General features: G+C 64.7%; 13 protein-coding genes. 9 read left to right on the forward strand and 4 right to left on the reverse strand.

Translation table 11 applies throughout. From position 1 onward, the window contains the following. Positions 1-13 precede the first annotated feature (13 nt). Complete coding sequence (locus ASG51_RS12950) at positions 14-415, reverse strand: Tat pathway signal protein (protein WP_244472724.1); 402 nt, start codon at positions 413-415, stop codon at positions 14-16. 582 nt (positions 416-997) lie between these two features. On the opposite strand from ASG51_RS12950, the gene ASG51_RS12955 reads away from it, so the two are divergent. Both ASG51_RS12955 and ASG51_RS12960 read left to right on the forward strand, forming a co-directional pair. After that, entirely contained in the window at positions 998-1,435 is a 438-nt protein-coding gene (locus tag ASG51_RS12955; RefSeq protein ID WP_056214570.1) for an Hsp20 family protein, read from the forward strand. 74 nt (positions 1,436-1,509) lie between these two features. Next, positions 1,510-1,794 carry a DUF1150 domain-containing protein gene (locus tag ASG51_RS12960; protein ID WP_056214573.1) on the forward strand — a complete coding sequence of 95 codons (285 nt, stop codon included), beginning with the start codon at positions 1,510-1,512 and terminating at the stop codon, positions 1,792-1,794. On the opposite strand, the gene ASG51_RS12965 is transcribed toward ASG51_RS12960, so the two are convergent. Beyond that, positions 1,781-2,572: an alpha/beta hydrolase gene (locus tag ASG51_RS12965; protein ID WP_056381230.1), complete on the reverse strand. Its 792-nt coding sequence runs from the start codon at positions 2,570-2,572 to the stop codon at positions 1,781-1,783. The two genes, ASG51_RS12960 and ASG51_RS12965, sit on opposite strands and share 14 nt — an antisense overlap. 183 nt (positions 2,573-2,755) lie before the next feature. On the opposite strand from ASG51_RS12965, the gene ASG51_RS12970 reads away from it, so the two are divergent. After that, positions 2,756-3,988, forward strand: a complete 1,233-nt coding sequence (locus tag ASG51_RS12970) for a glycosyltransferase family 4 protein (protein ID WP_056381231.1) — start codon at positions 2,756-2,758, stop codon at positions 3,986-3,988. A 186-nt stretch (positions 3,989-4,174) separates the two neighbouring features. Beyond that, positions 4,175-4,696: a translation initiation factor IF-3 gene (gene infC / locus ASG51_RS12975; RefSeq protein ID WP_238280755.1), complete on the forward strand. Its 522-nt coding sequence runs from the start codon at positions 4,175-4,177 to the stop codon at positions 4,694-4,696. A 190-nt stretch (positions 4,697-4,886) separates the two neighbouring features. Here the strand turns inward: infC and ASG51_RS12980 are convergent, their stop codons facing one another. Both ASG51_RS12980 and ASG51_RS12985 read right to left on the reverse strand, forming a co-directional pair. Continuing rightward, a complete protein-coding gene (locus ASG51_RS12980) occupies positions 4,887-7,217 on the reverse strand; it encodes a glycogen debranching N-terminal domain-containing protein (RefSeq protein WP_056381233.1) in 2,331 nt (776 codons plus the stop codon). A 160-nt stretch (positions 7,218-7,377) separates the two neighbouring features. Further along, positions 7,378-8,511: a glycosyltransferase family 4 protein gene (locus ASG51_RS12985; RefSeq protein ID WP_056214584.1), complete on the reverse strand. Its 1,134-nt coding sequence runs from the start codon at positions 8,509-8,511 to the stop codon at positions 7,378-7,380. A 425-nt stretch (positions 8,512-8,936) separates the two neighbouring features. Here ASG51_RS12985 and ASG51_RS12990 point away from each other — a divergent pair, with 425 nt between their 5' ends. Genes ASG51_RS12990 through nuoE form a run of 5 tightly spaced genes read left to right on the forward strand, consistent with a single transcriptional unit; the run spans position 8,937 to position 12,943 of the window. Further along, positions 8,937-9,302, forward strand: a complete 366-nt coding sequence (locus tag ASG51_RS12990; RefSeq protein ID WP_055948771.1) for an NADH-quinone oxidoreductase subunit A — start codon at positions 8,937-8,939, stop codon at positions 9,300-9,302. A gap of 60 nt (positions 9,303-9,362) precedes the next feature. Continuing rightward, positions 9,363-9,950 (forward strand): NADH-quinone oxidoreductase subunit B, encoded by a 588-nt coding sequence (locus ASG51_RS12995; RefSeq protein WP_056381235.1) that lies wholly within the window; start codon positions 9,363-9,365, stop codon positions 9,948-9,950. 15 nt (positions 9,951-9,965) lie between these two features. Next, a complete protein-coding gene (locus ASG51_RS13000; protein WP_056352426.1) occupies positions 9,966-10,613 on the forward strand; it encodes an NADH-quinone oxidoreductase subunit C in 648 nt (215 codons plus the stop codon). A gap of 16 nt (positions 10,614-10,629) precedes the next feature. Further along, complete coding sequence (locus tag ASG51_RS13005) at positions 10,630-11,820, forward strand: NADH-quinone oxidoreductase subunit D (protein WP_056352428.1); 1,191 nt, start codon at positions 10,630-10,632, stop codon at positions 11,818-11,820. A 19-nt stretch (positions 11,821-11,839) separates the two neighbouring features. After that, on the forward strand, positions 11,840-12,943 hold the full coding sequence (gene nuoE, locus ASG51_RS13010) for an NADH-quinone oxidoreductase subunit NuoE (protein WP_056381237.1): 1,104 nt from the start codon (positions 11,840-11,842) through the stop codon (positions 12,941-12,943).

The following is a 12,943-nucleotide window of genomic DNA, read 5'->3' on the forward strand; positions in this document are numbered from 1 at the left end:
TCGAATGCGCTGATCAGCGCACGAAAGCCGCGGAGGTCTTACTCTCGGTCTCAATGCGGTCGAGGCAGGTCTCACGGCTGGCCTCGCCGCCCTCGCAGGCCAGGACGTCGTTGAGGAGCAGGCGACCGATCTTTGGGCAGGCGATCCCCGGGAAGTCGAAGAGGCGGACCATCGTCTTGCGGTCTTGCACCGGTCCCAGCTCCACGGACAGGCGCTTCTGGGCGATGCCTTCGGTATCGAAGGCGAACAGATCGACCTTCAGGGATTTCAACGCTGGGCCGCGGCTGTTGTCCACGAGAAGATAGGTGCGGCAGGCGTCGCCGGCGGGTTCCAGGCGATTGAGTTCCAGCTTGATCGGCGCGGTCTTGCCGTCCTGCGCGGTGACCGGTGCGGCGAGGCTCGTGAGTATCGCCAGGGACGCGAGGCCGGCAACGACATGCTTCGCCACGATGGTCTTATTCCTACGCAAGGACCCGTCTTCGCTCACGCCGCGCACTCCCGCTAAAGTACCGTCGCTCAGCGCGACGCAACCAGATCCCAGCGCGATCGCCTGTCTCGACAGGATGTCTCGACAGCCCTGCTTGGCCCGGCATCGATTTCGGTGAGCACCCCGGCGCGCCGTCTGAGAACCACGATCCAGGGACTGCCCTACGCGGGGTGGGCATATCCGAGGACGCGACCGCAGATCAAGCGCAGGGCGGAATATCAGAGGAATTCCAAACTGTTACTCGGGACACCGAAGCGGTCTAGCTTGCGATCTGCCGAACCGTCCCGCCTTTGGATGCCGAAAGCGCCTGAGCCCTCAGGGGCTAACGGGTGCTCGGAGGCTGATGGGGCAATGTGTCGGGGCGGCCTCGCCCTTGATGCGTTCCGAGCCCGCCTCCATATCGCGATGACCGGCGATCGAATGCCGGGAGGGGTGCTGCGAAGGCGGGCCCCGATCACCGAAGTGCCTCATGAAACTCTGTTTCGGGCTTCGCTGGAAGGATATGCGTTCGTGACGACTCGGCCCTCTCCGTTTGGACATCCCTTTCTCCTCGGATTCGATGAGATCGAACAGGCTCTCGACCGGGTGTCGAAGGCCGCCAACGATGGATATCCGCCTTACAATATCGAGCGTCTGGCGCGGACCGAGCATCAGCCGGAGCGCCTTCGCATCACTCTGGCTGTCGCGGGGTTCACCCGCGATCAGCTCGACGTGATGCTCGAGGAGAGCCAACTGGTGGTGCGTGGCCGGCAGGTGGACGACAAGACCCGGCAGTTCCTCCACCGCGGTATCGCTGCGCGTCAGTTCCAGCGCGCATTTCTGCTCGCGGACGGCATGGAGGTGATGGGCGCCGATCTCTCGAACGGTCTCTTGTCGATCGACCTGACTCGGCCGGAGCCGGACAGAATCGTCCGCAAGATTGCCATCGCGTCCCGCGACGAGGCCTGATGCCAGGGCTTCGGCTCACATCGACCGCCGGGCCCGTTCCCGGTGTACCGCTCTGCCAAGAAGGAGGGCAGTCCATGACCGAGTTCAACACCAATCCGCTCACCCAGGCCGATCTCGACCCGGCCGACTTCAATGTGGCTGATCTCGCTGCGCTCGGCGAAGGACATATCGCCTATGTGCGCGCGATCCGCTCCGACGAGGTAAAGCGCATCTTTCCGCAGGCACCTGACCTGACGCCTGGTCTTGACCTGTTCGCGCTTCTCTCGGCCAGCGGTGCACCGATCCTGCTCGCTGACTCTCGGGATGCCGTGGTGGCCAATGCGGCCGCCAACGACCTCTACACGGTCAGTCTGCACTGACCTGGAATTCGGTGACCGTCGTCAGAAGCCGTTGCAGATCCTGCGGCCGGGACAGACGATGGTCGCCGTCCGCGATGAGGGTGAGGAGGGTGCCGGCCTTCGGAAGTCTCTCCACCACGCGCAAGGCGTGCGTATAGGGAACGTCGGGGTCGTCCATGCCCTGCAGGATATGGACTGGGCAGCCGGGATCGAAGTTCGCTCTGAGCAGACAATGGCGCTGACCGTCCTGGATGAGCGCGTGAGTGATCGGGACCGGCGTCGGATCATAGGCGCTTGGCCGAAGCCAGGCGCCGTCCCGTTCGATCTGCGCCCGGATTTCTGGCGTGAACCGGTCCCAGAGGAGGCTTTGGGTGAAATCCAGGGCCGGCGCGATGAGGACAAGGCCTGACGGCGCCGTCCGGCGGTTGCCTGCGCGCGCACAGGCCACCAGGCATGCGATCCAGCCGCCCATCGACGAACCCACCAGGATCGGGTTCTCGGGCGCGTAGGCAGCAACGACCGCCTGTGCATCCGCGAGCCAAGTTGAGATCGTGGCCTCGGCGAACACGCCGGTCGATTCGCCATGGCCAGTGTAGTCGAATCGAACCAGAGGTCGGCCCTGCCGCTTGGCCCAGGCATCGAGCGTCATCGCCTTGGTGGCGCCCATATCGGAGCGGAAGCCGCCGAGCCAGACCAGTGGAGGGCCTTCGCCGGCTCTCCGTCGCACTGCGATCTGCCGTGCCGCCGATCCGGTCCCGACCTCAAGGAACTCCAGCGCCCCATCCTGCGCAGACGTCATTCGTTAACCCTTGCCCTGGGATGCATCGAACTGAACGCATCGCCTTTGCATTTCGTTTACCGGGCCGTAAAGCGCGGCGTTCAAGCTCACGGCCATGACCGACACGCAAGACGGACGCTGTTTTCCTTGGGTACGCGACCCGAGCTTCGATCCCGGGCCGTGGGCCATTCCGGCTTGCCCGTCATGAACGGCGACGTGCGCGGCAGCTTTCCGTCCGAGCGTGCGCCGCTCGCGGGGGCGACCATCTTGCAGATCATTCCGGAGCTCGATGCCGGCGGCGCCGAGCGCACCACCGTCGATGTCGCCGCCGCCTTGGCTGCGGCCGGCGCCCGGGCGCTGGTGGCCACCGAGGGCGGCCGCCTGATCGGCGAATTGCAGGCCAAGGGCGGCATCTGGCTCCCGTTTCCGGCGGCTTCGAAGAATCCGCTTGCCATGGCCTTAAATGTGGGGCGCCTCGCCCGCCTGTGCCGACGCGAGGGCGTGCACGTCGTCCACGCTCGCTCGCGGGCCCCGGCCTGGGTCGCCTTGGGTGCCGCGCGCCGCGTGAAGCTTCCCTTCGTGACGACGTATCACGGCAGCTATTCCGGCCGTACGGGGGTAAAAGTCCTCTACAACTCCGTGATGGCACGGGGTGACGTGGTCATCGCCAACTCGCACTACACGGCCGACCTGATCCGCACCCTGCACCCGGAACAGGCGGGCGACCGGGTTCGGGTCATCCATCGCGGCACCGATCTGGCGCAGTTCACGCCCGCGGCGGTCTTGCCGACGCGGGTCGAAGCCCTGCGCCGTGCCTGGGGCGTCGCCCCGCATGAGCGCGTGGTGCTGCTCGCCGCGCGGCTGACGGGCTGGAAGGGTCAGCGGGTCCTGATCGAGGCGGCGGCGCTGATGCGCGATCGCGGCATCACCGACGTTGCCATTGTCCTCGCCGGCGATCCGCAGGGACGCGTCGCCTACGAGCGCGAGCTCGACGCGTTAATCGCGGCGCGCGGCCTTCAGGCGATTGTGCACCGGGTTGGGCACTGCACTGATATGCCGGCGGCCTTCCGGGCGGCCTCCGTCGTGGCGGTACCATCCGTGGAGCCCGAAGCTTTCGGCCGTTCCGCCGTGGAGGCCCAGGCCCTGGGCACCCCTGTGGTGGTGTCGGATCTTGGAGCCGTGCCGGAAACGGTGTTGGCACCTCCCGAAGTTCCGCCGGCCCAGCGGACGGGATGGCGAGTTCCGCCGGGTGATGCCGGTGCTCTGGCCGACGCTCTGTCGGACGCCCTGTCCCTAGGGGCCAGCGCGCGCGATGCGATGACCCGGCGCGGCCGAGCGCATGTCGAGGCGCACTTCTCCCTCGAAGGCATGGTCGGCGACACACTTGCCGTCTATGCCGACCTCATCGTCAGCCGGGCCGTGGCCGCACGCGGGTGATCGCTGTGTCCAATGAACCAAACTGCGACGACCGTGTTGACTTGCACGAGAGTTCAGCCAAGGTGTCGCACCGAATTTCGCGAGCGATGGGTGGCCAGGATCGACCCCAAACGGGGTTTGAGTTCGCGGGCTGCCGTTTCGTCGTTTCATTAGGAGACCAAAGCCATTCGTAGACCTATGAGAGCTATGCCGGCCCCGCAGAAGGACGGGCCGCGCGCCAACCGGGACATCCGCGGCGTCCGCGAAGTGCAGCTCATCGACGACACCGGACAGAACCGTGGCGTCGTCGCCTTCTTCGACGCCATCGCCATGGCCGAGGAGGCGGGTCTCGACCTCGTCGAGATCGCACCGAACTCCGTCCCTCCCGTCTGTAAGCTTCTTGACTACGGCCGTTTCCGCTTCAACGAACAGAAGAAGCAGAATGAAGCGCGCAAGAAGCAGAAGACGGTCGAGGTCAAGGAGATCAAACTCCGCCCCGGGATCGACAAGCACGACTACGATACAAAGATGAAGGCCGTAATCCGGTTCTTCGAGGAAGGCGACAAGGTCAAAGTGACTCTGCGCTTCCGCGGTCGTGAGATGGCTCACCAGGACATCGGCCTGCGCCTGCTCGAGCGGGTGAAGAACGAGACCCAGGAGATCGCTAAGGTTGAGAGCGAGCCGATGCTCGAAGGCCGCCAGATGATCATGATTCTGGCTCCGCGCTGAGCAGCTCTCGGCTGAGCGCCTGACGCAGAAGATGCACCGCCTTCCTCTCGGCAGGCGGTGTTTTTCGTTTTCCACGCCTGCATGAATCCGGTCGACGACGCGTCGGTGTGTCGACCGGCGGTCTTCCAAGTAGAGAGCGTTTTTGCCCAGCGGGCAGCATCCCGCGCGAATGCCGCCCGCTCTTTGAGGCCTACTTCAGCAGAGAGATCTGCGCATCGCCGGTCCGCCGGAGGACATTGACCGTGACGTCCTCGCCGTAGCGCTGCAGGCGCAGGTCCACGCGTGAGGTGCCAATCTTCAGGTTGAAGATCGACACGCCGTCGAGGAACGGCGGCAAGGTCGGATTGCGGAAGCGGACCCGATTACGGTCGTGGTCGATCTCCAACCCGAGGCAAGCCGCCAGGAAGGCGAACGGCGCCGCTGCGGCCCAGGCCTGTGGCGAGCAGGCCACGGGGTAGGAGACGGGGCCGCGCTGGTGGCGTCGCATGAAACCACAGAACAGCTCCGGCAGCCGCTTCTGATCCTGATAGAGAGCCGTGTCGAACATGCCCTCGAAGATCCGCGACGCTTCCGGTTTCAGGTTGTAACGCGCCAGTCCCAGGGCGATCAGTGCGTTGTCGTGCGGCCAGATCGAGCCGTTATGGTACGACATCGGATTGTAGCGAGCTTCGCCGCGGGCGATCGTGCGCACGCCCCAGCCGTTGAAGCCGTCCTTCGACAGGAGGTTGGCAGCGACGCTCGCTGCGCGCTCCTGCCGCGCGATGCCGGTGAAAAGCGCATGGCCGGCGTTGGACGAGCGTACGGCGCATTGCCGCTTCTCGCCATCGAGGGCGAGGGCGTAGGTGCCGATCGCCTCGCACCAGAATGCCTTGTCGAAATTGTCGCGCAGGGTCTGCGCCTCCTCGCCGAGACGCTGCGCCAGGGTGTCATGGCCCAGGAGCGAGGCGAGCTTGGCCGCCCCGTTCTTGGCGGCATAGACGTAGCCCTGGACTTCGCAGAGAGCGATAGGGCCCTTCGCCAGATTGCCGTCGGTGTGGAAGATGGAGTCGTGACTGTCCTTCCAGCCCTGGTTCTCAAGGCCTTTGTCGGTGTCGCGGGCATACTCAACGAACCCATCGCCGTCCCGGTCGCCGTACTCGTCCATCCAGGTGAGGGCGAGTTCCAGAGCAGGCCAGATCCCCGAGATTGTCTCCAGGTCACCGGTGACGGCATAGTACTCCCAGGCCAGCATCACGAAGAGCGGCGTGCCGTCGATGGTGCCGTAGTAGTGCCGGAACGGCACCTCGCCGAGCATGGCCATCTCACCGCGCCGGGTTTCGTGCAGAACCTTGCCGGGCTGCGCGTCGGCGGCCGGGTCGACGGCCTGGGCCTGGGTCGAGGCGAGGTAGCGCAAGACGCCCTTCCCGAAGTTCGGGTCGATCCAAAGCGCCATCATGGCGGTGATGATCCCGTCGCGCCCGAATACCGTGGAGTACCAGGGAATGCCCGCGAAGGGGTAGATGCCTTCCGGCGTCCGGCTTGCCAGCATGTAGAGGTCGGCGGTAGCGCGACAGGCGGCTTCGTTAAACTGGTCGTTCGACGAAATGATCGTCGTGATGCCGGCAGTGAGCTGGCGCAGGTCGCGACGGGAGTCGCGATAGGCCCGAGCGAAAATGACACCCTCGGCGAGACCCTTCGGGTGGCGCGGAGCAGCGGAACTCCCTGCGGCGCGCGACAGGCCGGCTGCTGCATCCTCGCCGACCCGCTCCGCAGCGGGAGCGCTGGTGAAGGCGCGGTGTGATTCGAAGACCGCTCTCAGGAACAGCGAAGCGCGTCCGCCTGGCGGCAGGGAGACGACGAACTCGGCGCGGCCCGGCTCGATGTGCTTGGGCGTTGGCCCAAAATGCAGGCTCGTGGTGCGCACGACCTCGTCGAGGCCGGCGTAGCGAAACTGGACCTCGGATTCGCTCGCCACCTGAACGCTGCGCTTGCCGCGCACGGGGCGGTCCATGCCGCGCACTTCGAAAAGATCCCGGAAATCGGCGTCGAAGGTGACGGCAACCTTCAGATGCCAGTGCCGGGAATCATAGTTGCGGAGGCCGATCCTATCGTAGCACGCGCCCTTGAAGAGAAACTTGGTGCGTTCGATCGCGATCAGTTCGCGGGGGATCGTGGTCTCGTCATGAGCGTCGATGCGGATGTCGGGCGTCGTCATGTCGACGCTGAGCGCGCCGTTGTCGTCCTGCATCACCGAGGACAGCAGCAGCGGTCGCTGGTCCTCGATGGTGACATGCAGACGTGAGAGGTAGCGCGTGTCTTGGAAGTAGAGGCCCTCGGGACCGGGGAGCACGCCGATATCGCCGTAGCTGTCGAGAACCGCGAAAGCCTCGCCGTATTTCAGCGAGCGCAGCGGGCGCTCGACAAGTGAGGTCTGCGCCTCGATGTGATATTGCGGCAGGACTTCGTCGGCATCCTGGAAGCCCCGGGGAATCCGCGTTTCGGTCGCGGGCTCGGAGGTCGCCTTCAGTGTATCCGCTGCCATGCCTGAGCGTCTCCGAAATGGGTGTCGAATCAAAAGGGCCGCCGGTCGCATGATGCGGCGCGGCGGCCCTCAGTGGCAGAGGTAGTGCGGCAATCTTGCGGCGCCAGCCTGCTCGGCGGCGAGCAAATCCGATGCCGGGCGGGGCCCGGCTCGGACAGTATCAGGCAGGCATCGCAGCGACGGAGATCTGGGGCAGGGCGGAGCCGTTCATCTCGCCATAATGCGAGGAGAAAGCGCCGGCATGCGGTAGCTTGATCACCGAGTTCGCGCCGGCGAGCAATCGCTCGTAGGCGGCCACGTACTTACGCACCATGCACTCGGCGGTGAAATTACCTTCGAAGTGCCTGCGCACGCCAGTACGGCTCATCGACTTCACTGCGTGGACCGCCGCCACCGCGTCATCCATCGAGTCGCACAGGACGCCAGAGACACCATCCGCGATCACCTCCGGCACGGAACCGTTCCGGAAAGCGATGACCGGCGTGCCGGCCGACATCGCCTCGATCATCACGAGGCCGAAGGGCTCCGGCCAGTCGATCGGGAAGGCGAGGGCGAGGGCGTTGCCGAGGAAGTCCTTCTTCTGCTCCTCGTTGATCTCGCCGATGAACTCGACGAGGGGATGGTGGATCATCGGCTCGATGACCTCGTCCCAATAATCTTGGTCGGCCTTGTCGACTTTTGCGGCGATTTTCAGCGGTATGCCGGAACGGATCGCCATCTCGATCGCACGGTCGGGACGCTTTTCCGGGGAGATGCGGCCGAGGAAGGCAAGGTAGCCGCCTTTCGACTCCGGATAGAACGGGCAGTTCTGGGCCGGAAGACCGTGGTGGATGGTCGAGAGCCAGTTGACGTTCTCGGGCATCGGATCACGCTGATTGTCCGAGATCGACACCAGAGGCATGCCCGTGAAGGTGCGGTAGACCGGCATGAAGTCCGGCACGTCGAGGCGCCCGTGCATCGTCGTGAGGCATTTGTGATTTAGATCTTCGAACATCGGATACTGAAGCAGATCGATGTGGAAGTGGAGGATATCGAACTCGTGCGCTCGCTTGTGCACGTGGTGCAACATGGCAAGGTGGCTCGCAGTGTGATCCCGATAGCCGAGGAGGCGCAGGCCCTCGGGCGTGCAGGCTGCGAGCTTGGCCGAGGTCTCCGAATCACCGCTAGCGAACAAAGTCACATCGTGGCCCTGGCGGACCAGTTCCTCGGTGATCCATGACACCACGCGCTCGGTACCACCATAGAACTTCGGGGGTACGGCCTCCGAAAGCGGAGCAATCTGGGCAATGCGCACGAAGCGTCTCCTATGAGGTCGAATGTTGCGCCGACCTAACGCGATCCGGCCTGAGTGGGACATGAACGAAACGGACGGCCAAGGTTATGGTTCCAGGCCCTTGAGCTACGCCAGAACTCTCTGACAAACGGACTAAGATGTCCCCGCTATCCCCGCGTTCGATGCCGTCTGGCATGCCAGACAAGTCCATGGCAGGAATTGTAGGAAACCGGCCGAACGACCCCCTGCGCGCATCGGTCGTGTTGTTCGGAACGGGGGAAGAACTACCTCAGGCGCATGGCCGATTTTGTGCGACGCACGATGCCCTTGTTTCACTCCGGGGGGTCGTCTAAGCCTCGCGCCGGCGCAGTCTGGCATTGGAGCAATTCCATGCGGCCTAAGGTGTCGAAGGCGTCGCAATCGCCTGCCAATACGAGAGGTCCCGCATGTCCGGCCTGATGGCAGACTATCTGCCCCTCATCGTCTTTATCGGCGTCTCTGTGTTCATTGCTGCGGCCCTGCTGGTTGCGCCCTTCCTGGTCGCCTACAACAGCCCCGATCCGGAAAAGCTGTCGGCCTACGAGTGTGGCTTCAATGCTTTCGACGACGCGCGCATGAAGTTCGATGTGCGCTTCTACCTCGTCGCGATCCTCTTTATCATCTTCGACCTCGAGGTCGCGTTTCTGTTCCCGTGGGCAATCTCCTTCGGTGAGCTTGGATGGTTCGGCATGTGGTCGATGATGGCTTTCCTCGGCGTTCTGACCGTCGGCTTCGTCTACGAGTGGCGCAAGGGCGCCCTCGAATGGGACTAGTGTTCCCGAATCGCGCCGTCCACGAAGTCCGCCCATCCGAAGCCTGATCCCGAGAAACCGATGGCCTTCAGCCCCGACCTCTCCCGCGCCCCGGCGATCGCCCAGACCCCCAAGGGCATCATCGATCCCAGCACGGGCCTTCCGATCGGCGCCAATGATCCGACCTTCCTGTCGATCAACGACGAACTCGCCGATCGCGGATTTCTCGTCACGTCCACGGATGATCTGATCAACTGGGCCCGCACCGGCTCGCTGATGTGGATGACCTTCGGCCTCGCCTGCTGCGCCGTTGAGATGATGCAGATGTCAATGCCGCGCTACGACTGCGAGCGCTTCGGATTTGCGCCACGCGGGAGCCCGCGTCAGTCCGATGTGATGATCGTCGCCGGCACGCTGACCAACAAGATGGCTCCGGCTTTGCGCAAGGTCTACGACCAGATGCCGGAGCCTCGCTACGTCATCTCGATGGGTTCCTGCGCCAACGGCGGAGGCTACTACCACTATTCCTACTCGGTGGTCCGCGGCTGCGACCGGGTGGTGCCGGTGGATATTTACGTCCCGGGCTGCCCGCCCACGGCCGAGGCGCTGCTGTATGGCGTGCTCCTGCTCCAGAAGAAGATCCGCCGCACTGGTACGATCGAGCGCTGAGGAAGGACGCCCGGCATGACCAATGGCATCAGCATCCTTGCCCATACCGCGCCGGAGTCCGGCGTCGGCGCCCTGCAGCGGATCAGCGACCATGTCGCCGGTGCGCTCGGGCCCGCGATCGTCTCCCGCACGATCGCCTTCGGCGAACTCACCCTCGTGGTGCAGGCCAGCGACATCGTCTACGCGCTGACCTACCTGCGCGACGACCCAGCCTGCGCCTTTCGCTGCTTCATCGACATCTGCGGCGCCGATTATCCGGCCCGGGAGAAGCGGTTCGACGTGGTCTATCACCTGCTCTCGCTGCGCCATAATTCCCGGATCCGCTTGAAGGTGCAGACCGACGACCAGACGCCGGTGCCCTCCGTAATCGAGGTCTTTCCGGCCGCGAACTGGTTCGAACGTGAGACCTACGACCTCTACGGCATCCTGTTCTCGGGCCACCCGGACCTGCGTCGGCTTCTCACTGATTACGGCTTCGAAGGGCACCCCCTGCGCAAGGACTTTCCGCTCACCGGCTTCGTCGAGGTCCGCTACGACCAGGACGAAGCGCGCGTGGTCTACGAGCCGGTCAAGCTCACCCAGGAATTCCGAAACTTCGACTTCCTTTCGCCGTGGGAGGGCACTGAGTACGTGCTCCCGGGCGATGAGAAGACGTCGGCTTGAGCAGCGGAGCGAGGCCATGACCGAGCACAACATCCGCAACTTCGCGATCAATTTCGGACCGCAGCATCCGGCGGCTCACGGCGTGCTGCGCCTCGTGCTGGAACTCGACGGGGAGATCGTCGAGCGGGTCGATCCCCACATCGGCCTGCTCCATCGTGGCACCGAAAAACTCATCGAGCACAAGACCTACCTCCAGGCGACGCCCTACTTCGACCGGCTCGACTATGTTTCGCCGATGAACCAGGAGCACGCCTTCTGCCTCGGCATCGAGAAGCTGCTCGGGCTCGAGGTGCCGCGGCGGGCGCAGCTGATCCGCACGCTGTTCTGCGAGATCGGGCGCATTCTCTCCCACCTTCTCAACGTCACCACGCAGGCCATGGATGTCGGCGCCCTGACGCCGCCGCTCTGGGGCTTCGAAGAGCGTGAGAAGCTGATGATCTTCTACGAGCGTGCATCGGGCGCTCGGCTCCACGCCAACTACTTCCGGCCCGGTGGCGTCCATCAGGACCTGCCGCCCGCACTGATCGACGACATCGAAGCGTTCATCGATCCGTTCCTGCAGGTTGTCGATGATCTCGACAACCTCGTCATGGGCAACCGCATCTTCAAGCAGCGCAACGTCGACATCGGCATCGTCACCGTGGACGAGGCGATGGCCTGGGGCTTCTCCGGCGTGATGGTCCGTGGTTCCGGCATCCCGTGGGACCTGCGCAAGTCGCAGCCCTACGAGGCCTACGAGGAGATGGAGTTCGACATCCCCGTGGGGAAGAACGGCGACACCTACGATCGCCAGGTCATCCGCATGGAAGAGATGCGCGAATCGGCGAAGATCATGAAGCAGTGCTGCATTAAGCTGCGCCAGCCGGCAGGCCAGGGGCCGATTTCAGCTACGGACGGCAAGATCGCTCCGCCGCCACGCCGCGAGATGAAGCGCTCGATGGAAGCGCTGATCCACCACTTCAAGCTCTACACCGAAGGCTTCCACGTGCCGGCCGGCGAGGTCTACGCCGCCGTCGAGGCACCCAAGGGCGAGTTCGGCGTCTATCTCGTCGCCGACGGCACCAACAAGCCCTACCGCTGCAAGATCCGCGCTCCGGGTTTCGCCCACCTTCAGGCGATGGACTGGATGTGCCGAGGCCACATGCTGGCCGACGTGTCCTGCGTGCTTGGCACGCTGGACATCGTGTTCGGCGAAGTGGACCGGTGAGGATCAAGGTTCGAAACTGATGGCCAACCGCAGACTCGCCTCCGCTGCCGAGCAGCCCGCCACCTTCACGTTCTCGTCCGAGAACGCCGATTGGGCGAAGGGCCAAATCGAGAAGTATCCTGAGGGCCGTCAGGCCTCGGCGGTGATCCCGCTGCTCTGGAAAGCGCAGGAGCAGAATGGCGGCTGGCTGCCGCAGAAGGCCATTGAGGCGGTGGCCGACGAACTTGGTATGCCGCATATCCGCGTGCTCGAAGTCGCGACCTTCTACACGATGTTCGCCTTGGAGCCGGTCGGCAGGTTCTGGATCCAGCTTTGCGGGACCGTGCCGTGTGATTCCTGTGGCGCGCGCGAGTTGAAGGACTACCTGCACCACCGTCTCGGAGCGCCCGGCCACGTGAGTGCTGACGGTAACTTCTCTTGGCTCGAGGTCGAGTGCCTGGGCGCCTGCTGCAATGCTCCGATGGCGCAGATCAATCAGGATTACTACGAGGACCTGACACCCGACCTCCTCGGCAAGCTGATGGACGACCTCGCCGCTGGCCGGCCGGTGAAGGTCGGCTCGCAAGTCGGACGGACCTCGTCCGAGCCGCTCGGGGGCGCCGATACACTCACCGATGCGAACCTGTTCGACGGATCGCGCGTCGGAACCTGGCGCAAGCGCTTCGAGCAGAAAGAGGCCGAAGGTGGCAGCGAGCAGGGCAAGGCCGAGGCGGCTTCGTCCGAACAGCGCGCCGCCGGCGACCCGAAGCCCGCCCGTCCCGATGCGGGTCGGGCCGTCGGGACGCCGGCGACCGACGGGCCTGCCCAGCGGGCTGCGGCCGGAGAGTCTCCCGTGAGGGCGAGCGATAAGGTGGATGCCGCCGACGGGACGAACTCGACGGCGCAGCCAGCCTCGCCGACCGCGCCGGCTCCGGAGATGATCGCGAAGTCTGAAGCCGCAGGTGCGGAAGCCGGTACCCAGTCGAGCCTGCCGCGCAACGAGCCACCGCCCCAGCCAGCGGCCACGGGTGCCAGCGCGGACGTCAAAGACCCTCAGTCGGCCGGCACCGAGGCCTCATCGACGAAGGCTTCAACGACGAGGCCGGAGACACCCGGGTTTTCCGCCCCAAAGAAGGGGAACTGA

The organism is Methylobacterium sp. Leaf465, assembly GCF_001424705.1.
GTDB lineage: Bacteria > Pseudomonadota > Alphaproteobacteria > Rhizobiales > Beijerinckiaceae > Methylobacterium.